The sequence below is a fragment of the Spirulina major PCC 6313 genome, from assembly GCF_001890765.1.
GTDB classification, from domain to species: domain Bacteria; phylum Cyanobacteriota; class Cyanobacteriia; order Cyanobacteriales; family Spirulinaceae; genus Spirulina; species Spirulina major.
The window spans coordinates 382,202-402,050 of record NZ_KV878783.1 but is presented as its reverse complement, the minus strand read 5'-3'; the positions used below and the strand labels follow the sequence as shown (position 1 = coordinate 402,050).

Here is a 19,849-nt window from a genome sequence, read left to right as displayed (position 1 = left end):
TGCCCAAACAATGCCAACATTGCCCAGCCACCCGATGCAGGATCACACGGCACGAGACGCCAAGGGATTCAGCCCGGCCCGGCAGCGCGATCTCACCCCATCCCACGATCCCAACGACCCCCGCGATCGCGCCCTCCCCTCCGGTCATTCCACCGCAAAACTCGATAGGCTGAAGAGAGAACCCTGGTAACTTTTATTTGCACCTATGGCTTACTTTGCCCGCCTCACGCCCCATCAAGAGATTGAACTGATCAACCGCGATCGCCAAACCGTGATCACCCTGACCAATAGCCACAGCAGCCAACAACAAGCCCAATCCGCCAGCTACACCACAGGGCCTTGGTTAACGCCCCCGACCCTGTGGCGCGACGGCGATCGCGTCATCCTCCGCATCGAAAGCGACACCCCGTTAATTTTGCACCTCCAGGGGCAAGCGATCGCCCCCCTCGACCGTTTGCCCCCCTTGCCCAATGCGGATGTGATTCCCCTCCAACGCCGCGCCGATCCTGCCCCGATGCCCCCCATGGAACCCATGCAACCCATGGAACCCATGACCATGGGTAATATGACGATGAACCCGATGCAGATGAAAATGGGCAACATGGAACTGCGCATGGACAACGCCACCCCCTCCCCTGGGTCTCCCGCATCCCAAGCCGCGCAATTTTGTCCCCAATGTGGTCACAAAAGCCAAGGGGGCGATCGCTTCTGTCGCGCCTGCGGCCAATCCCTCACCACCTAAGCGCGTCTACCAGGGTAAAATCACAAAGCTCATTATTCTTCATCTCAGCCTGTTATGACCTATTGTTTAGGCGTGATTAACCGTTCCGGGTTAGTCATTGCGGCGGATTCTCGTACCAATGCGGGCGTTGATTATATTTCCGCCTATCGCAAACTCTTCGACTTTTCCCTACCCGGTGAACGCGCTGTCATTCTCTGCACGTCGGGAAATTTAGCCGTGACTCAAAGTATTTTGACCATCATTGAGCGGGAAATCAAAGAGGGCTTTGCGGTCAATCTTCACACTCAAAAAACCCTCTATGATACCGCCTGTTACATCGGCGATAAAATTCGCCAAGTGCAAGACCGCGATCGCACCTGGCTCGAACGAGATGGCATTGATTTTCAATGTAACTTCCTCGTGGGCGGTCAAATCAAAGGTGAAGCACCACAACTCTATCTTGTCTATGCCCAGGGAAATTGCATTCAAGCCACCCCCGAAACACCCTTTTTGCAAATTGGCGAAACCAAATATGGCAAACCCATTTTAGACCGTACTCTCCGCTTTGAAACCGACCTTGATGCGGTGGCCAAATGTGCATTACTATCCATCGATTCCACAATGAAATCCAATCTATCCGTGGGCCCGCCGATTAACTTAATTATGTACGAACGGGATACCTTTACCGTCCGTCATCGTCTCCAATTGCGCCTCGGTTCGCCCTACCTGGCGAAGATGCGCAAATTGTGGGAAGAATCCCTGCGCCATGCCTTTTTAACCATGCCCAATCTTGAATGGGATATGGACGATAATGCCGATGATATTTTGATTGATTAAAGCATTTTGGCGAGAAATTGCTGGGCGCGATCGCTTTTCGGTTGCTTAAAAAACTCATCCGGGGTCGCTTCTTCGGCAATCCGCCCCCCATCCAAGAAAAAGATGCGATCGGCCACCTCTCGCGCAAACCCCATCTCATGGGTCACCACCGCCATCGTCATCCCCGATTCTGACACCACCTTCATCACATCGAGCACCTCTTTCACCATTTCCGGGTCAAGGGCGGACGTGGGTTCATCAAAGAGCATCAATTGCGGTTCCATAGCCAAGGCGCGAGCGATCGCAATCCGTTGTTTTTGCCCCCCGGAAAGCTTCGACGGGTACACATCTGCTTTTTCTGCTAAACCGACCCGCGCCAACAGATCCCGCGCCTTATTTTCCGCCTCCGCCTCCGGCATTTTCTTCACCTTAATCGGCGCATACATAATATTTTTCAGCACCGTCATATGGGGAAACAAATGGAAATGTTGAAACACCATCCCCACATGCTGCCGCATTGCCATCACATCAGTTTTGGGGTCTGTCATTTCCACCCCCTGAATCATAATCGTGCCCGATGTAGGCATTTCCAGGAGATTTAAACATCGTAAAAATGTTGATTTTCCCGAACCAGAGGGGCCAATCATCGCCACCACTTCCCCCTGATAAATTTCTGTGGTAATATCCCGCAGCACTTTCAACTCGCCAAACGACTTATAAAGACGGTCAATTTTGACAGCAACGGGCTTCGGTTGTTTGACTAAATCTTGCATGGTTTCTGAGACTTCCAATGGTGAATGGACTAAGGCATTTAAACTGGGAATTAGCTACTCTTACGCAGGCGTTGTTCTAGGAATGTTGAGGTGATCGTCAGGATCATCACCATGGCGTAATAAATCACCGTCACAATTAATAACGGTTCAAAGTAAACATATTTTTCAGCCCCAACAATTTGCGCTCGACGGAGTAAATCCTGTGCGCCAATGGTTGATACTAAGGTGGAATCTTTCAAGAGGGCGATACTTTCATTCACCAAGGCTGGCAAGATATTTTTAATTGCTTGGGGCAGAATAATATCTAACATCATCGGTTGATAGCGAACCCCTAAAGACTGCGCCGCTTCGGTTTGACCACGATCGACGGCTAAAATTCCCGCCCGAATCACTTCCGAAATATAGGCCGCAGAGTTGAGGGAAAAGGTAATAATCCCGGCTTGAAATCCGGAAATATCATACCCCGTCAGTTGAGGAGTTGCAAAGTAAATCAAGGATAGCGTAACCAGTAAGGGTGTACCCCGAAAAACAGACGTGTAGGCCATCCCAAACCAATACAGCGGTTTAAAACTGGAAATCTTACAAAAGGAGAGTAATACCCCGAAAATAAAACCAATAACGGCAGATAATGCCGTGAATTTTAAGGTGACAGCAATGCCTCCTAAAATAAACGGAATTGAGGGTGTAATACTTTCAAAGTCGAGGCTGAGGGAATTCATTGCGGTTATGGGCTGAGGATATGAATGGAACAAGATGCACTATTGAACGTATGAAAATCAAGATCGGGTGAGGATCTTGATTTTCTAGTACTCTGTGGTCTGATAATGTTTAAAGGCTGAATTGAAGTCATAACCCTGAGAAAATAGGATGGCTTGATAGCAGTTTTCATCAGCATGAGGTGAAAAGATTCCCATTAATCCCCCTTAAAAAGGGAGAGGTGGCGTTTTCATCTTTTCACAGTTCGCTATAGCCTTTTGCCTAGTTGACTGACTTGATAGCCCTCACCCCTAACCCTTCTCCTAGAGGGGTTGGGGAGCCGATCCATTTTTCTAGTTCCCTCTCCCCTAGGGAGAGAACTAGGGTGAGGGCTTTCCGGGATCTGGCTAATTTTGTCAGTCAACCAAGCCTTTTGCTCAGATTAATTTTCAATGTGCTTTTTAAACATTCTGACGATCGCAGTAGATGAAATAGGCTGTCAGGTGTGTCACCCTTCCACTATTATTCTTCAGCAGCTTGTTCGTTGTAATAGTCTTCAAACCATTTGGTGATCAGGGCATCCAGTTCACCGCTTTCTTTTAATTCGGTGAGGGCTTCGTCAAATTCATCAACGAGGGGGGAATCTTTGGGGAAGGCGATCGCAGAACCGGCGGCTTCATCGGATTCAAGTTCTGTGAATTCTAAATCCTCGTTGGCGTTGATATATCCTTTGGCAACGGTATCTTCAATGATGGCAGCATCGATCCGACCCGCTTTGATTTCTTGGATCAACTCGCTGATTTTATTCCGAGATTCAATGGTAAAAGATGCCCCTTCTTCCACTTTGGTTTTGACTTCTTCTTCTTGAATGGAGCCGAGTTGTACTCCTACAGTCTTACCTTCTAAATCGTCGTAGGTTTTAAAGCCTGAATCGGTAGCGGTAACAATGGTGTTTTTGGCATCGTAATAAATTTCTGAGAACGATACATTTTCTTTGCGCTCTTCGGTGGGGGTCATGCCGGCCATGGCAAAATCAGCGCGGCCCGATTGGAGGGCGGGAATAATGCCGTTGAAATCCATATCACTGATTTCAATCTCGTACCCTAGTTTTTCAGCGATCGCATTGGCAATGTCAATGTCAAACCCAATGGGTTCTCCTTCCCCCCGTGCGGTTTCATAGAATTCGTAGGGGGGATAGTCGGCAGAGGTGGCCATCACTAGGGTTCTATCCGCAGCACTGTCTTCGCTGGCGCTATCGGTTTCCGAGGGAGTGGAGCTACACCCTGCGCCAAGACTCAAAATCAGTGATGCACAGCAGGTGAGGGTAATTAAAAATCGACGACGTTGAATCATGGGGTATTACTACGTGGTTACGGTTAATGACAATAAATGGGTCAAATTTTCGTTGATTAAAGCAAACTTTAAACGATTTGGTTGTGATGTTGTGAATACGTTGTTACAACTTGCCCGACAATTTGCTGCTCAAACAGAGGACTGTTGGTGCTGAGCGATCGCAATCCTGGGGCATCGGCAGTCCAAACCCGCTGCGGATCAAATAAGGTCAGTTCAGCGGCAGCACCCACAGCACAGCGGGGCGGCGCTTGCCTGAGGCAACGGGCGGGTTGCGTGCTGATGGCGTTCCACAATTCAAGGGCTGTAAGATGACCGCTGATCACCAATTGTTGCCACAGACAGGGCAGGGCCGTTTGTAGCCCGATCGCCCCTGGCGGGGATTCGGCAAAGCTGACGGTTTTATCTTCATAACTGATTGGGGTGTGATCCACGGCGATCGCATCAATCACGCCCGCTTTTACCCCCGCCCGCAACGCCTCGCAATCCGCCGGGTTGCCCAAGGGAGTTGCCAGATGCAAGGTGGGATCGTAGGAGGTCAGGGCGCGGGTGTCGTAGAGCAGATGTAGCCAGGTGGTACTCGCTGTGATCGGTAATCCCTGGGCTTTGGCGGTGGCGATCAAGTCTACACTTTTCGCCGTGGAGATGCGCATGAGGTGGATGGGGGTGGGCACGGCGGCAACCAATTCGAGCAAGGCGGCGAGGGCGGCGGTTTCCGAGTAGCTTGGATCACCGGGTAGTCCCAATTGAATTGACCAATCCCCCTCGCGCATCACACCGTTGCCTCGCAATTGCGGCAAAACCGGCGCGATCGCGATCGGCTTGCCCAACGGTTGCAGATATTCCAAAATACGGCGCAACAGATCGAGAGGCGGCATGGCGGTTCCGTCGCTAAACCCCACCACTTGGGGGGCTAGCTCTTGATATTCCACCATCCCCTTGCCGGCGAGTTGCGGTGTTATTGCCCCCCAAGTTGCGCAGCGCACCGGCAATCCTGAGTAGCGGCGCTGCTGAGTTTGCACACTGGGCAAATTATCAAGGGGGGGATTGGTGTTCGGCAACAGGGCAAGACGGGTAAACCCTCCCGCAGCGGCGGCAGCGGTGAGGCTGGCCAGGGTTTCACGGTCTTCGTAGCCCGGTTCATCACTGCTGCTGTAGAGGTCAACGAGGCCGGGGGCGAGGATCTGCCCTTGGCCGTCGGTGATGGTTAGATCTTCGCTCCGATCCGATAGTTGGGGTGCGATCGCGGCAATCTGGCCAGAATCCAGGCGCACATCCGCCACAATATCCGTTTCGCTCTCCGGGTCAAGGACTCGCACCTGTTTGATCAGTTCAGTCATGGATTTAACGGGCTTAATAATGCCTCAATAATTTTAGAGGAGCACCGTCCGATCCCCCGTCTGAATTTTGCCAAAGTCTTCCCTACCCTTAATGACTCATCGCCAACATCCGCTCAATCGGTTTGAGGGCAGCCGCACAAGTTTCCAGAGGTAACGTAATTTCTGGTTGCCGCGTTTGCATGGCTTGGTAGAGTTTTTCCAAGGTGTTAAGGCGCATGTGAGGACATTCATTGCAGGCGCAATTATTCAGTGGGGGCGCAGGAATCAGGCGTTGACGCGGGCAACTTTTTTGCATTTGGTGCAAGATGCCCGGCTCTGTGGCGACGATCAGGCTAGGGGCTTGACTCGTTTGGGCATAGTTGAGCAGGGCAGTGGTAGAGCCAATGAAGTCTGCATGGCGTAAAATTTGCGGCTCACATTCAGGGTGGGCAATGATTTCAGCGTCGGGATGTTCAACCCGCAACTGCACGAGTTTTTTCTCTGAAAAGGTTTCATGGACAATGCAACTACCTTGCCACAACACCATCTCGCGGCCGGTTTGTTCGATCACGTAGCGGCCTAAGTTGCGATCGGGGGCAAACAAAATAGGCTGTTCTGGGGGAATTTGCTCGACGATTTGCACGGCGTTGGAACTGGTGCAAATGATGTCACTCATGGCTTTGATTGCCGCCGTGCAATTGATGTAGGAAATCACCAAATGGTCGGGATGCTGGGCCTTAAACTGGGCGAATTGATCCGGGGGGCAACTGTCTGCTAGGGAGCAACCTGCGTCTAAATCCGGCAACAGCACCTGTTTATGGGGGTTGAGAATCTTGGCTGTTTCCGCCATGAAGTGAACGCCAGCGAAGACAATTATCTCAGCATCTGTTGCGGCGGCTTGCCGTGCCAAGCCGAGGGAATCCCCCACGTAGTCCGCACAATCTTGAATGTCCCCTTCTTGGTAGTAATGGGCGAGGACAATGGCATTGAGGTCGTGCTTGAGATCAGCGATCGCACTAAATAGATCATTCGGTATCAGGGACGTTGGGGCAGAAGGCGCAGCAGCAGTAAACACGGCAGTGATCCGGGGGTAGGTCAGCAATAGTGCTCTAATTATAGTGAAATCTACCAAAATTAGGCAGGTGCGATCGTAAATTGCCCAACCGTCTCCCCACAAATAACTAAACCTGAACACATAGTTCAGCAAAACCAATCAAAAACACCGGTGATCTCTAAGAAGTGTGAATATACTGAGATGTAATGCATTTGCAGATATTCATTTAGTCGCAATTATTTCAAAGATGACTACCACAGTTCAAACCCAACAAGGCGGTTCCGTTTGGGAACGCTTTTGCCAATGGGTCACCAGCACCAACAACCGCCTCTACGTGGGCTGGTTTGGTGTCTTGATGATCCCCACCCTCTTGACCGCCACCACCTGCTTCATCATCGCCTTCATCGCTGCTCCCCCCGTGGACATCGACGGCATCCGTGAACCCGTGGCCGGTTCCTTGCTCTACGGCAACAACATCATCTCCGGTGCTGTTGTGCCTTCCTCGAATGCGATCGGCTTGCACTTCTACCCGATCTGGGAAGCCGCTTCCCTCGATGAGTGGCTGTACAACGGTGGTCCCTACCAACTGGTGATTTTCCACTTCCTGATCGGCATCTTCTGCTACATGGGTCGTCAGTGGGAATTGAGCTACCGCCTCGGTATGCGTCCTTGGATTTGTGTTGCATACTCTGCACCCGTTTCCGCCGCATCCGCCGTGTTCCTCATCTACCCCATGGGTCAAGGGTCCTTCTCCGACGGTATGCCTTTGGGTATCTCCGGAACCTTTAACTTCATGTTGGTGTTCCAAGCCGAGCACAACATCCTGATGCACCCCTTCCACATGCTCGGTGTGGCTGGTGTCTTCGGTGGTGCTTTGTTCTCCGCCATGCACGGTTCCTTGGTGACTTCCTCCCTAGTGCGGGAAACCACCGAAATCGAAAGCCAAAACTACGGCTACAAATTCGGACAAGAAGAAGAAACCTACAACATCGTTGCAGCCCACGGCTACTTCGGTCGCCTCATCTTCCAATATGCTTCCTTCAACAACTCCCGCGCTCTGCACTTCTTCTTAGGTGCATGGCCCGTGATTGGGATTTGGTTCACCGCCTTGGGTGTGTCCACGATGGCATTCAACCTGAACGGGTTCAACTTCAACCAATCTGTGTTGGATAGCCAAGGTCGCGTCATCAACACCTGGGCGGACATCCTGAACCGCGCTAACCTCGGTTTTGAAGTGATGCACGAACGCAATGCCCACAACTTCCCCTTAGATTTAGCTTCTGCTGAGTCTGCGCCTGTGGCTTTGACCGCTCCTGCGATTAACGGTTAATTAGCCGCCCTCAACAAAATTCTCTAGACAACGAGTTTAAGAAAGCCGCCCCGATGGGCGGCTTTCTATATTGGGTGATCGACGTTTCCTCTGCCCTAATTCAGATTTTGATATAGCAATTTCTAGAGCCATGCGGTACAGAGATCCCCCAGAGATCCCCCTCAATACCCCTTAAAAAGGGGGAAGTAGGGTTCTCATGAGTCGCGAAAACGCTATATCATGCAGAAATCTGAAGCTTTAGACTAATAATTATGACCCAGGATCATCAAATTACACAGAAACTTCCCCTAACCCAATTAGATGCGATCAATATCGCGAAAGCTCTAACCATTGTATTGCTGATCAGCTATGCGCTCTATTTTGGAATCAATGGTGTTCGACAAATAATTTACCTGTGCCTTCACATCACGTACTGTGTTTGGTGGTTAATTGAACAATGGTTATTTCCTAGTCGCCGTCAGCAGATTTTTCAAGATCAGGTGGATTGGGTGACGTTATTGAGCATTTTGATGTTTGTAGGGGGTATCTATTCATTGCCTGGCTATTTAGCATGCATCAATACGACTGTCGTTAGCTACTTAGCGATCGCATTCTCCATTCCACTTTTTATGATTGGTAGTTTAATCAATGCAACCGCCGACATTCAAAAACTCACTGCAAAAAAATACAACTCAGGTCTAGTCAAGGATGAGATTTGGCGTATTTCCCAAAATATCAACTACTTTGGTGATCTCATGCGTTATCTGAGTTTTGCGATTATTTCGGGTTCGCTCTGGAGTTATATTCTTCCAGGGCTTATTTTTATCATGTATTTATTCCGAATCAAAGAAAAACGAGTTCCTATGCAGGAAAAATATGCTGATTATCCTGAATACAGCACAAACACCAAGCAACTGATTCCAGGAATTTGGTAGTGTTTCGGCAAACCTGGGCTGTTTGCCCTGGACATGGATGAAATTTGCTATGATTCACCGCTGGCGGCGAGTTGGAACGCGAGGGCTTTGTTTTTCATCATTTGAAAGATGTTGAAAAAACCATTAGCGCGGGAGGGGGTGAGGCTGGCGTTTAAGCCCATCATTTCGATGAAATTCGGTTCAACGGCGAGAATTTCGGCGGGAGTGAGATTGTTTAATCCAGCGATTAAGAGGGCGACTAGTCCTTTGACGAGTTGAGCGTCGGCATCGCCTCGATAGGTGACTTTGCCGTCGTCAAGGTCGGCGGTAATGTAGACCAAAGAAACGCAGCCTTTGACTTGATTTTCTGGGGTTTTGGCAGTGTCGGGCATGGCTTCGAGTTTGTTGGCGTACCAGAGGAGTTGTTGATAGCGTTGCTTGGGGTCGGTGCGCCGTTGAAAGCGTTGGACGATTTTATCGAGAGCGGGCGGGAATGAGGTAGACATGAAGATGAATGGAAAAAATGAAGGTGTTCAGGGATGTTTTTTGGGATGTTGATGAATGTTGGCTGATTGTCAGTGAGACTGGTGTTGCTTGGTTTTGAAAACGTATTATTCGGGGTTGTAGGCGGCGTTTTTGGGCAGGGGTTGGGAGGGTTGAAGGGTGTAGGTTTTGAAGGCATTGAGGGCGTGGGCGGCGGTTTGGATGACGTGGGGATCGGGGTCGCGGAGGGCTTGTTCTAGCCAGGGGATGACCCGATCGCTCTTTACGTCAGCGATCGCGGCGATCGCTGACTGACGCACGGCCGGTTCTGGATCTTGACTGAGACAGGCTAAATCCGCAAGCCAGGGTTCAGCCGCCGCGCGAACAGGTTGGGCGCGAACGAGGGCGTGGAGTTCTTGGGCGGCGTGGCAACGATAGAGGGGGTCGGGGTGGTTGAGGGCTTGGGTTCGATCGATCGCGATCGCTGCCGTTTTTGCGAGGTCAGCTAGGGATGGGGCAACCGTTGGCGTGAGGGTTTGGCGCAGGGCTGCGAGTTCGGCACGATGTTGGGCGGTCATGGCCGCGAGTTGGGTTTCGTAGTGCGATCGCACCGCCTGCACTGCGTTTTCTTGCTCGTAGGCGAACTGTTGCTGCATCTCTTGGTTCACCTGGTCTAGGGCGATGGTTTGGCGCTGTTGCCCAACATTCAGCGCATCTGTAGCCGTTTTCAACTGTCGCTCATAGTCCTGTTCCAATGTTTTCCGGAGGGTGCTCAATTCCGTTGTATGGGCCGCCTGGACTATTTCGAGCTTCCGACGCTGTAGCCCCACACCCACAGCACTGGCGATCGCTGCACCAATCACAAAACCCGCTACACCTTGCATAACTTTTTCTATCTCAAACAATCACCCCATATCTTATCGAAAGATTGCGTCGAGCAACCACGGCCAGAGGAGTCTAGGGGCAGATTTTTTGGAATGCCTAGGACACTTCTAGGGACGTGAGTTCAATTTCCCGGCCGGTCAGAACTTGACTGACAAAGGTGTGACAGGTGGGGCATTCATAGATCCAGTCGGGAGGATGAAACGTGGTGTGGCATTGAGGGCAGCAACAGGAAACGGGGACGGTTTCGATCGTGAATTGGGCATTTTGGGCGATCGTGCCTTGGGTTGCCACATCAAACGCGAAATGGAGCGCATCGGGGACAACACCAGAGGCCGCCCCGATCCGCATCGTGAGACGGTGAATCCGGGTGGCGTTTTGCTGCTGGGCGTTGCGGAGAGCGATTTCGAGGGTCTGTTCAATGAGACTGAGTTCGTGCATGGTGAGATTGAGGGGGGTAGAGAGGCGCGATCGCTCCGGTTATGGCATTAACAAAGGCTTCAGAATTGCGATCGCTTCAGTGTGACGGCTCGCCGCCAAGGGTGAGAAGGTTTCGCCAAATTCAAAATTCATCCCCGGAACCAACACCCACAGCGCAGCAGGACAGCAACCATAGAGCGCCTGGGTCAACGCAAGCAAACGTTGCGGAGTGAGGTGATGACCCATCGCCCCTGTCCCCTCCTCCGGTTCGATGGGCAGAACTCGCAGAGGTTCAGTGGGCATTTCGTTATGGACGGGAAACACATCAATAAAAATAACGCGCTCCACCTCGGCAATCTCCGCTGCGAGTTCCGGGGTAAGTTGATGGCACGATCGCACCACCACCGCCGGCAACGCCCACGCCGCCACCGCCGCCGCCACAGACTGCCCCACGCCATCATCACAACGCAACGTATTACCATAGCCAATCACAAGCTGGGTCATCACTTCCCTAGGGATTGCATCCATACCCCCAGGCTAGAGGCGATCGCACCCCAGCCCCACCATTGCTCAGAATCTTTTTAGATGTCGCGAAAATGGCGTGCGATCGTGCCACTAGGGCCCCGATGTCCCGTACCGCAACGCCACCACCCGACCCTGCCGCACCTGCAACCGATATTCCATCAACCCCGCCCAAAAAAACACCCAAAACTCATCCGGCTCCATTTGTCGCATCTCCAACTCATACACCGGAAACCGCTCCACCAAACGCTCCACCGCCTCCACCCCCGACAAACCCACCACCTCCAGCCCCGCAAAAAAATTCGCCTCCCCCGTCCCCACCCCATGATCCGCCCCCCGCGCCTGAGCACAAGTAAACGTCGTTCCCGTCGCAAAATACACCGCCACCTCTCGCACCGCCACCCGCGTATTCTCATTCGCCTCCATCTCATACATCGGATACGCATCCGCATAACACACAGACATCAGACTTAGCGTCTCAGCCCTCAGCCCCGGAAACATCAGCACGCTTCCCAAGGTCATCATCCAACACCCACGCCGTAAGCCTTGATAACTCATCCTCTTTTCTCCCGAAATCAGATCCCAAGCCCAGAATACCAACCTAGGAATAACATCATGGCCATAATTCAGAATAGACACATTTGCAAACATAGATCGCGAAACATCTCACCTTGTTTCTGTAGACCAACAATCTCATGCTTCCAATGTCATTGGACTATTTCAGCAATCAAAATCCAAAAAAATTATTAAAAAAGTATTAAAACCGTGAGGAACATCAAAAATATCTTTTTAAATATTCATTAATCCCATAAATGAGTGAGACACATCAAAGTTATAATATAGCAGATTGCGAAAAGATGAGAACGCCACCCCTTTTTGAGGGAGATCTTTTTACCTTAATTTCATGAAAACCGCGATAAGTCACTTTGGTATAATTCATAGCCAATTAAAGTTTTTTATCCTTCAAATTTTATCATGTTTCACCAGTAATTTAGTCTCTCTTATTTGGTTATGCTGTAGCTACTCTAGGAATCCTATTTGATTCATGAACAGGCAAGGGGCTTAAGCCCCTTGTTGGCGGGGATTATAGATTTACGATTGATTGAAGATCGCTATTTTACTTTGCAGTCTTGAGTAAAGCTCAACTCATTCAATCAAGCAGGCAGCATCAAAAACAGGATTAACATTCAGGAAAAAATCTAAAAATCATGATCAAACATCGTTCCTTCTTGCAGACCCTTTTACTCAGCTTCATGAGCTTTTCTCTCATGATCGCTTGTCAAGCTCAACCGAATATAGACACCGACTCAGCCCCTGAAACAGCAACATCCAGTGGTCTAAAAGTTGCACTTGTTTTGACGGGATCTCATGAAGATAAAAGTTGGAGCCAAGGGGGGTATGAAGGATTAATACAGATTGAAAAAGAATATAACGCAGAAGTCGAATTCACAGAATATGTGAGTGATGAAGAAGCAGAAGATGTAATGCGTCAATATGCCAATCAAGATTATGAATTGATCATTGCCCACAGTGGTTCTTTTATTGAAGCATCGGAAATCGTTGCCAGTGAATTTCCTCGCACTAAATTTGCAGTCGTAACAACCTATAGCGGCAATAATAAAAACTTGGGTGCTGTTGCATTTCGTTCTGGTGAAGTGGGCTACTTGACCGGTGCATTAGCCGCATTAACAACAACCTCTAATAAAGTGGGCTACATTGTAGGAAATGACTACCCAGTCTATCAGGAAGAAGAAACCCTATTCCGACGGGGTGCTACCGAAACCAATGATGCGGTTGAAGTTTTCACTAAATTTTTAGGGACATGGACAGATGGTAAAGTAGCGATCGACGTTGTGCAAGATATGTTAGAGCAAGGCGTTGATGTGATTGCGATTAATGCAGATGAGGCAGGAGTTGCCGCCATTGAAGTCCTAACAGAGCATCCAGAGGTGAAGATCATCGGCTGGACTAGTGATCAATATGAACTTGCACCGGATCAGATCCTCACCAGCGTTTTACAAGATATCCCAGCCCTCGTGCTTAATTCTGCCACTCTGACACAACAGGGTCGTTGGGAAGGTAAACTGTATAAGTTTGGCTTACAAGAAAAAATTTATGATTTTGCTCCGTTCCGTGATTCAGTACCGTCTAAAATAGAAGATCAGTTCAATCAGTTAAAAGCAGAGGTTATCAGTGGTGATATTGACATTTCTCCTTAGATTTTAGATTTTGTGGTTTGGATTATTCATGATCATTTTTAATTCAGCATCTTGAATGTGATGACTCGTGAAAGATAGGGTGATCTTTCACGAGCACCATTGTTTGAACTTATACAGTGAATGTTTTCCTGATTCTTGAGTTTTTTCACAATCAATATCGTTGCACGATATTTGTGTTTAGAGTAAGTTAAATGTTACTTAAAAAAAGCAAAGATAAAAAAAATAATCAACATACTTCACTGATTACTCGATTGCGACTAGGATTCGTCCTGCTTGCATTTTCTAGTGTGATGCTGTCAGGAGGTATTCAGATTTATCTCAGTTGGCAACAGTATATTGTCCAAATCAAAGAATTACAACAGGCTCGTGCCAATAATGCAGCAGAATCTATTAATTTATATCTTGATGATTTACAGCGAAAGCTAGGCTATTTAGCGCGGGTGCAAGGTTTGGTGGAAATGGATCAGGCAGTGCAGCAACAATTACTGTTGGGCTTGACACAGCATAATGATGCCTATGAATATGTTGCGATCGCAGACCAAACCGGCGCTATCATAACCTCTGTTTCTCCCTATGAAACAGTAGATCTAGAATCCATTGCGGATACGCCTTTGTTTAACCGCGCCTTCAAACAGCAGGAAGACTACACCTCTCCGGTGAGTTCTCATTCCCAAACCTTGCGACCCATGACAACCCTTGCTACCCCTATCCGGGATGCTCAAAACAATGTAGCAGGGGTATTAATTGCAGATATTAATCTTTCATTTTTGTGGTTTATTTTATCTCAAATTAATGTGGGGCAGTCTGGTTACATTTATGTTGTTGATGATGATCAAAATCTGATCACAAGAACAGGTATCACGGTTGAGAACTTCAATCTTCAGCCTCTCGATAATGAGGCGTTATTTTCAGAAATTGAGTTAGCCATTCAAGCGGATCATTTGTTTACCTATCAAGGACTTAATACAGAGTCTGTCTTAGGTGATGCTACCCACATTGCGAGTACGAATTGGTATGTGGTTGTTGAACTTCCTATTACGGAGATCTATCAACCTCTCCGTCGCTCTATTGGGGTTGGGGGAGTTGTTTTGTTAATGATTACCTTGATCGGTGGTGTGATCGGGCTACTCATTGCTCGGTCTATTGTCTCTCCTTTACAACGGTTAACTAATGCAGCGATCGCAATTAGTGCAGGCAATCTTAATACCACCGTGCAGGTTAAGGCGAAAAATGAATTAGGTGTCCTCGCCCAAGCGTTTAATCAAATGATTCAACAGGTGCAAGACCTCTTGAAAGTTGCAAAATTAGAGCGAAAAAATGCAGAGCAAGCCTTGCACAATTTCCAACAAGCTCAAAGTCAATTGATTCAGAGTGAAAAAATGTCTAGCCTGGGGCAGTTAGTTGCAGGGGTTGCCCATGAAATCAATAATCCGGTGAATTTTATCTATGGTAATTTAGTGCATGCCCAGGGTTATACAAATGATTTGCTCGATCTGATCACTCTCTATCAAGAGCGTTATCCTGATCACGATCTCGAAATCGAAAATCGAGTGGATGAAATCGATTTTGAGTTTCTACAAGAGGATTTACCTAAGCTGTTTAACTCGATGAAGATTGGTGCGAATCGGATTCGAGATATTGTGCTTTCGTTACGTAATTTTTCTCGTTTGGATGAAGCGGAGCTAAAAGCTGTGGATCTCCATGAGGGGATTGATAACACACTCTTGATTCTTAATAATCGACTCAAAGCAAAGCCAACACGCCCAGAGATTAAGGTAATTAAAAACTATGGAGATTTACCGTTAACAGAGTGCTATGTGGGGCAAATTAATCAAGTTTTTATGAATTTTTTGGCGAATGCTATTGATGCTATTGAAGAGTATGATCACGATCGCACTGCGGCAGAAATGGCAGCTCACCCCAGTCAGATTACAATCACCACACAATCGACTGCGGATCAAAACGTGACGATCGCGATCGCAGATACAGGCAAAGGAATGAACCCTGAAACTCGCCAAAAACTGTTCACCCCATTTTTCACCACAAAACCCATTGGCAAAGGAACAGGACTAGGCTTATCCATTAGTTATCAAATTGTTGTGGATAAGCATTCGGGTCAAATCACCTGTGAATCTGAGGTGGGTGCTGGCACTACATTTTTGATTACATTACCGACTCAGCTTAAAACCGCTGAATCTTTGCAGGGTGCTCAATCGTAATTCAAAATTCAGATTCTCACTGAATAGATCGACATTGCACCAAACGGTGATTTTGCTATCAAATTTGAGCAGAATTACTGTTTAAATAATACGGCTCTTTGGCTGTATCATTGTGCTGAAAAAATGGGGGCGATCGCTACTCAACAATGCCCTTTTTACAGAAAAATATTGTAATACGATAGCAATCCTATTTGATTTATGAACAGGCAAGGGGCTTAAGCCCCTTATGGATGAGGAGATAAGATCTCCGATTGATTTAGGATCGCTATAGGAGCAGATAGGCAGGATTAATCGTGAAGTCTGCGACCTCACAATCGATATTCTGAGGCGATGAATACCAGAATTAACCTTGGCGCGATTGTGCTAGGGCACGGTGCGTTGTGGTGGGAGCTTCCTACTCCACCGCATAGGGCCGAGACACCTAAAAAACTTCGATTAGAATAAAACTATTGCAGCGCTTCTCTCGACTTGCGTAACGATTGCATCCTGTCCATTGGTAATCAAACGGTTATGACACTCCAATCACCACAATCTGATTTAAGCACGTCGCTCCACCCCGCCATTGCCCCAGATCCATTACCGCAACAGTTTGCGCAATTTGAGGCACATCAGCACCGTTGGTATGAGCACCTCCCTGGTTGTCTGTTTCAACTGCACCGCACACCAACCGGGCAGTTATCCCTGCGATCGCTGGTGGGGAATAGTGTGCGGCTACTGGGATGTGAGTCCTGGGAGGGGGATCAATGGTTAGCCGCCTGGCAGGGTGAGCAATTGCGGTCTTGGCACGCTGCGATCGCATATTCCGCCACCCATCACACCCACTTAACCTGGTCAGGGTGGCTCCAAACGCCCCAAGGTCGTTGTGATGTTTGGGTTTCCGCCCACCCAGAACGCCAAACCGACGGTGCTACCCTTTGGGACGGGATGATTATGGCGCAACATTCCCCCGCTGCGGCGACCTCCCCCACTCAGCCTCGGCTCAACCTGCGCCACACACTGCATTTTGATGAGCCTGCATTACGTGCCATTTATGAATTCAATCCAGCGGCGGTGATGTTCCTCGATGCCCAAGGATTTTTAGATTGTAATCAAGCCACATTGCAGCTTTTTCGGTGTAGCGATCGCGATCAATTTTGTGCCTACCATCCCAGTCAACTTTCACCTCCCCAGCAAACCAATCAAGAACCCTCCGATCAACTCGCCAACCACTACATTCAAGCCGCTTTAACAGACGGCAACGTCAGTTTTGAATGGCTTCATCAACGGTGTGATGGCACTCTGTTTGAAGCGGAAGTCTCGTTATTTCGAGTTCATCTAGCCGGGGTTGATTGTCTTCAAGCCATTGTCCGTGATATCACTGCCCAAAAACAAGCAGCCAAAACCCTGGCCGATCGCGAACAAATGTTAATGGCGATCGTGGAAAATGCCCCGATTTGGATTTGGAAAACAGATGTTAACGGACATATGCACTTCATTAACCGCACCTTTTGTCGAGACCTCGGCATTACCCCCGATGCCGTTTACAATGTGGGGCATTACAAAGAAGCCTTTGGCGAAGAAGCCGTGCGCAATTGTCTCGTCTCTGATGCCATTTGTCTCCAGCAAGATGAGGTATACATTACACCGGAAGTCTTCCCCTTTGTAGACGGGAATTTACATCATCTTGAAACATTAAAAATTCGCTTAAAAAACCAAGAGGGCGAAGTCACTGGCTTAGTCGGGTTAGCCGTTGACATGACAGAGCGCATTCATGTTGAAGCTAAACTACGTGACTATACCAATAACCTAGAAAAAACACTAACTGAACTTCATCACACCCAGAATCAATTGATTCAGAGTGAAAAAATGTCAAGTTTAGGCCAATTAGTAGCCGGGATTGCTCACGAAATTAATAATCCTGTTAACTTCATTTATGGTAATCTGCGCTATGCCAATGAATACACCGAAAATTTACTCGAAGTAATTCATGCTTATCAGCAACACTATCCAAACATCACAGGTGATTTAGAAGAATTGGTCGAAAATGTGGATCTTGACTTTCTCATTAAAGATCTGCCTAAGCTACTCAAGTCAATGCATGTGGGAGCAGAGCGGATTCGTGGAATTGTGACATCCTTGCGCAGTTTCTCGCGTCTTGATGAATCTGAAATTAAAGCGGTCAATCTTCATGATGGTTTAGACAGTACAATGATGATTTTAAATAATCGTCTCAAGTCAAAGAACCACCGTCCAGATATTAAAGTCATCAAAAACTATGGTGATTTACCTCAAGTGGAATGTTACGCTGGTCAAATCAATCAAGTCTTGATGAATTTTTTGGCGAATGCCATTGATGCCATTGATGATCATCAACCCTTGGAACCGTGTTTAACGATCACGACTGACTGGGTGGATGATCAAACGGTAATGATCGCCATTACTGATAATGGCCATGGCATGGATGCAGCCATCCAAACGAAACTCTTTACACCCTTTTTCACGACAAAACCCGTGGGTCAGGGCACGGGTTTAGGGTTATCCATTAGCTATCAAATTATTGTGGATAAGCATGGTGGCAGGCTAGAAGTGGAGTCTGTGCCTGGGGAAGGAAGTACCTTTAAAGTGCTTTTGCCGATCCAGATTAAGCGCGAAACAGTTGAGCGAAGTACACAATTTTAAAGAATGCGCCCCGATGCGCCTCGCTTTAAGAATTGTCCTTGGCCGGCCTGGCCGAGGAAGCGATCGCCGTCCACAATTAACCGACCCCGTGAAAAGACTTTCTCGACTTTTCCCGTTACTTCTCGCCCTTCAAAAAGGCTGTAATCCACTTGAGAATGATGAGTCGCTGCACTCAAAACCTGTTTTTTCTCCGGATTAAACAGGACGAGATCGGCATCACTGCCCACAGCAATGGTTCCTTTTTGGGGAAATAAGCCAAACATTTTAGCCGGAGCGGTGGCGGTGAGTTGAACAAAGCGATTGAGGTTGATTTTGCCGGTTTTTACGCCGCCATCATAGAGCAAAACAAGGCGTAATTCGACCCCCGGCGCACCGTTGGGAATTTTGGAAAAGTCGTCGGCTCCAATGCGTTTGGAATACTTCAAACCGAGGGGTTGTTCATTAAAGCAAAACGGACAGTGATCCGTCGCGACTAATTGCAGATCATCAAACCGTAAACCCCGCCAGAGATGATGTTGACAATCATGCTCGCGTAAGGGCGGAGTCATCACATATTTGGCGGCATCAAAACCGGGGCGATCGTATTCAGTTTTGTCTAAAAAGAGGTAATGGGGACAGGTTTCAGCGAAGGCATGAACGCCGCGATCGCGGGCTTGCACGACCATTTCCAACGCTTCAGGAGCCGACAGATGGACAATATACACCGGAATTTCTGCCAATTCTGCCAAGCGAATCGCCCGATGGGTGGCTTCGGCTTCCATGAGACGCGGTCGGGTATAACCGTGATATTTAGGATCGGTGCGGCCTTCGGCTAAGGCCTCCTCAATCAAGACCTGAATCACTGCCCCGTTTTCCGCGTGCAAATTCACCATGCCGCCATGATCCCGCACTCGGCTCATGGTGCGATAAATTGACGCATCATCGACCATCAAAATATCCGGATACGCCATGAACATTTTAAAGCTCGAAATTCCCTCGGTATTAATCAGATCAGGAAGTTCGGCCAAGGTATCAGGATTGACATCGGTTAAAATCAGATGAAAACTATAGTCAATACAAACCTGCGGGTCAGCTAATGCTAACCGTTCTTCAACGGTTTTCTTTGCCCCATCCCCTTTATTTTGATAGGCAAAATCAACAATGGTCGTTGTTCCCCCAAAGGCCGCCGAAACTGTTCCGCTAGCGTAGGTATCACAATTCATGGCGGGGCCTTGCTCGCCTTCCATGTGGGTATGCACATCAATCCCACCGGGCATCACGAGCAACCCGGTGGCATCATGAATTTCTGCGTCGGGAACGTCAAGATGGCGTGCGATCGCTTCAATTCGCCCATTCTCAATCAACAGATCCCCATGGTAATCATCCACCGCCGTCACAATCCGCCCACCCCGAATTAAAACCTGACTCATAGCCCATACCTTCAATCATTTCACTCTGATTTTAAAAGTCAGGTGAGACACCTTGATCCGGTTGTTACGATTGGATTGAATTCCT

At 48.5% G+C, this 19,849-nt stretch carries 18 protein-coding genes and 1 pseudogene; 8 read left to right on the top strand and 11 right to left on the bottom strand.

The annotated features are described in order from the left end of the window. The first annotated feature begins 10 nt into the window (after nt 1-10). From SPI6313_RS22655 to SPI6313_RS01965, 3 genes are read left to right on the top strand one after another with little or no spacing between them, the layout of a single operon-like run. Nucleotides 11-190: a hypothetical protein gene (locus SPI6313_RS22655; RefSeq protein ID WP_139276454.1), complete on the top strand. Its 180-nt coding sequence runs from the start codon at nt 11-13 to the stop codon at nt 188-190. A gap of 15 nt (nt 191-205) precedes the next feature. Then, nucleotides 206-742, top strand: a complete 537-nt coding sequence (locus tag SPI6313_RS01970) for a zinc ribbon domain-containing protein (protein WP_072619481.1) — start codon at nt 206-208, stop codon at nt 740-742. A gap of 54 nt (nt 743-796) precedes the next feature. After that, on the top strand, nt 797-1,558 hold the full coding sequence (locus tag SPI6313_RS01965) for a proteasome-type protease (protein ID WP_072619480.1): 762 nt from the start codon (nt 797-799) through the stop codon (nt 1,556-1,558). Here SPI6313_RS01965 and SPI6313_RS01960 read toward each other — a convergent pair. The 5 genes and pseudogenes from SPI6313_RS01960 to nadA form a co-directional block, all read right to left on the bottom strand. Further along, nucleotides 1,555-2,310, bottom strand: a complete 756-nt coding sequence (locus tag SPI6313_RS01960; protein ID WP_072619479.1) for an amino acid ABC transporter ATP-binding protein — start codon at nt 2,308-2,310, stop codon at nt 1,555-1,557. The genes SPI6313_RS01965 and SPI6313_RS01960 overlap by 4 nt on opposite strands. A 50-nt stretch (nt 2,311-2,360) precedes the next feature. Then, nucleotides 2,361-3,032 (bottom strand): annotated as a pseudogene (locus SPI6313_RS01955) (amino acid ABC transporter permease); the annotation flags it as partial. Between the two features lie 496 nt (nt 3,033-3,528). After that, nucleotides 3,529-4,359, bottom strand: coding sequence for a transporter substrate-binding domain-containing protein (locus tag SPI6313_RS01950; protein WP_139276452.1), 831 nt, complete (start codon nt 4,357-4,359; stop codon nt 3,529-3,531). 68 nt (nt 4,360-4,427) lie between these two features. Then, entirely contained in the window at nt 4,428-5,696 is a 1,269-nt protein-coding gene (locus SPI6313_RS01945; RefSeq protein WP_072619477.1) for a dihydroorotase, read from the bottom strand. Nucleotides 5,697-5,784: 88 nt separating this feature from the next. After that, entirely contained in the window at nt 5,785-6,750 is a 966-nt protein-coding gene (nadA, locus tag SPI6313_RS01940; RefSeq protein WP_072622954.1) for a quinolinate synthase NadA, read from the bottom strand. A 226-nt stretch (nt 6,751-6,976) separates the two neighbouring features. On the opposite strand from nadA, the gene psbA reads away from it, so the two are divergent. Together psbA and SPI6313_RS01930 are read left to right on the top strand one after the other, a co-directional pair. Continuing rightward, entirely contained in the window at nt 6,977-8,059 is a 1,083-nt protein-coding gene (gene psbA, locus SPI6313_RS01935; protein WP_072619476.1) for a photosystem II q(b) protein, read from the top strand. Nucleotides 8,060-8,310: 251 nt separating this feature from the next. Next, nucleotides 8,311-8,973: a DUF1295 domain-containing protein gene (locus tag SPI6313_RS01930; protein ID WP_072619475.1), complete on the top strand. Its 663-nt coding sequence runs from the start codon at nt 8,311-8,313 to the stop codon at nt 8,971-8,973. Between the two features lie 47 nt (nt 8,974-9,020). On the opposite strand, the gene SPI6313_RS01925 is transcribed toward SPI6313_RS01930, so the two are convergent. From SPI6313_RS01925 to SPI6313_RS23260, 5 genes are all read right to left on the bottom strand, one after another. Continuing rightward, nucleotides 9,021-9,458: a SufE family protein gene (locus SPI6313_RS01925; protein WP_072619474.1), complete on the bottom strand. Its 438-nt coding sequence runs from the start codon at nt 9,456-9,458 to the stop codon at nt 9,021-9,023. 105 nt (nt 9,459-9,563) lie between these two features. Then, a complete protein-coding gene (locus tag SPI6313_RS01920; RefSeq protein WP_072619473.1) occupies nt 9,564-10,319 on the bottom strand; it encodes a HEAT repeat domain-containing protein in 756 nt (251 codons plus the stop codon). 97 nt (nt 10,320-10,416) lie between these two features. Then, a complete protein-coding gene (gene hypA, locus SPI6313_RS01915; protein WP_072619472.1) occupies nt 10,417-10,758 on the bottom strand; it encodes a hydrogenase maturation nickel metallochaperone HypA in 342 nt (113 codons plus the stop codon). 39 nt (nt 10,759-10,797) lie between these two features. Continuing rightward, nucleotides 10,798-11,265 (bottom strand): hydrogenase maturation protease, encoded by a 468-nt coding sequence (locus SPI6313_RS01910; RefSeq protein ID WP_072619471.1) that lies wholly within the window; start codon nt 11,263-11,265, stop codon nt 10,798-10,800. Nucleotides 11,266-11,352: 87 nt separating this feature from the next. Further along, nucleotides 11,353-11,724: a hypothetical protein gene (locus SPI6313_RS23260; RefSeq protein WP_072619470.1), complete on the bottom strand. Its 372-nt coding sequence runs from the start codon at nt 11,722-11,724 to the stop codon at nt 11,353-11,355. Nucleotides 11,725-12,467: 743 nt separating this feature from the next. Between SPI6313_RS23260 and SPI6313_RS01900 the strand changes: the two genes are divergently transcribed. From SPI6313_RS01900 to SPI6313_RS01890, 3 genes are all read left to right on the top strand, one after another. Then, on the top strand, nt 12,468-13,478 hold the full coding sequence (locus SPI6313_RS01900) for a BMP family protein (RefSeq protein WP_217650467.1): 1,011 nt from the start codon (nt 12,468-12,470) through the stop codon (nt 13,476-13,478). 191 nt (nt 13,479-13,669) lie between these two features. Then, complete coding sequence (locus SPI6313_RS01895) at nt 13,670-15,697, top strand: sensor histidine kinase (RefSeq protein ID WP_084668847.1); 2,028 nt, start codon at nt 13,670-13,672, stop codon at nt 15,695-15,697. 510 nt (nt 15,698-16,207) lie between these two features. Next, nucleotides 16,208-18,355 carry a PAS domain-containing sensor histidine kinase gene (locus SPI6313_RS01890; RefSeq protein ID WP_072619468.1) on the top strand — a complete coding sequence of 716 codons (2,148 nt, stop codon included), beginning with the start codon at nt 16,208-16,210 and terminating at the stop codon, nt 18,353-18,355. Here the strand turns inward: SPI6313_RS01890 and hydA are convergent. After that, nucleotides 18,352-19,764 (bottom strand): dihydropyrimidinase, encoded by a 1,413-nt coding sequence (gene hydA, locus SPI6313_RS01885; protein WP_072619467.1) that lies wholly within the window; start codon nt 19,762-19,764, stop codon nt 18,352-18,354. The two genes, SPI6313_RS01890 and hydA, sit on opposite strands and share 4 nt — an antisense overlap. Between the last annotated feature and the right edge of the window lie 85 nt (nt 19,765-19,849).

Bases quoted from the DNA above. Each gene is read 5' to 3' on its own strand.
- SPI6313_RS01890 (WP_072619468.1), top strand. From the start codon at position 16,208: ATGACACTCCAATCACCACAATCTGATTTAAGCACGTCGCTCCACCCC.
- hydA (WP_072619467.1), bottom strand. From the start codon at position 19,764: ATGAGTCAGGTTTTAATTCGGGGTGGGCGGATTGTGACGGCGGTGGAT.
- SPI6313_RS01970 (WP_072619481.1), top strand. From the start codon at position 206: ATGGCTTACTTTGCCCGCCTCACGCCCCATCAAGAGATTGAACTGATC.
- SPI6313_RS23260 (WP_072619470.1), bottom strand. From the start codon at position 11,724: ATGTCTGTGTGTTATGCGGATGCGTATCCGATGTATGAGATGGAGGCG.
- SPI6313_RS01895 (WP_084668847.1), top strand. From the start codon at position 13,670: ATGTTACTTAAAAAAAGCAAAGATAAAAAAAATAATCAACATACTTCA.
- SPI6313_RS01945 (WP_072619477.1), bottom strand. From the start codon at position 5,696: ATGACTGAACTGATCAAACAGGTGCGAGTCCTTGACCCGGAGAGCGAA.
- SPI6313_RS01925 (WP_072619474.1), bottom strand. From the start codon at position 9,458: ATGTCTACCTCATTCCCGCCCGCTCTCGATAAAATCGTCCAACGCTTT.
- SPI6313_RS01950 (WP_139276452.1), bottom strand. From the start codon at position 4,359: ATGATTCAACGTCGTCGATTTTTAATTACCCTCACCTGCTGTGCATCA.
- SPI6313_RS01900 (WP_217650467.1), top strand. From the start codon at position 12,468: ATGATCAAACATCGTTCCTTCTTGCAGACCCTTTTACTCAGCTTCATG.
- psbA (WP_072619476.1), top strand. From the start codon at position 6,977: ATGACTACCACAGTTCAAACCCAACAAGGCGGTTCCGTTTGGGAACGC.
- SPI6313_RS01920 (WP_072619473.1), bottom strand. From the start codon at position 10,319: ATGCAAGGTGTAGCGGGTTTTGTGATTGGTGCAGCGATCGCCAGTGCT.
- SPI6313_RS01910 (WP_072619471.1), bottom strand. From the start codon at position 11,265: ATGGATGCAATCCCTAGGGAAGTGATGACCCAGCTTGTGATTGGCTAT.
- SPI6313_RS01965 (WP_072619480.1), top strand. From the start codon at position 797: ATGACCTATTGTTTAGGCGTGATTAACCGTTCCGGGTTAGTCATTGCG.
- SPI6313_RS22655 (WP_139276454.1), top strand. From the start codon at position 11: ATGCCAACATTGCCCAGCCACCCGATGCAGGATCACACGGCACGAGAC.
- hypA (WP_072619472.1), bottom strand. From the start codon at position 10,758: ATGCACGAACTCAGTCTCATTGAACAGACCCTCGAAATCGCTCTCCGC.
- SPI6313_RS01930 (WP_072619475.1), top strand. From the start codon at position 8,311: ATGACCCAGGATCATCAAATTACACAGAAACTTCCCCTAACCCAATTA.
- SPI6313_RS01960 (WP_072619479.1), bottom strand. From the start codon at position 2,310: ATGCAAGATTTAGTCAAACAACCGAAGCCCGTTGCTGTCAAAATTGAC.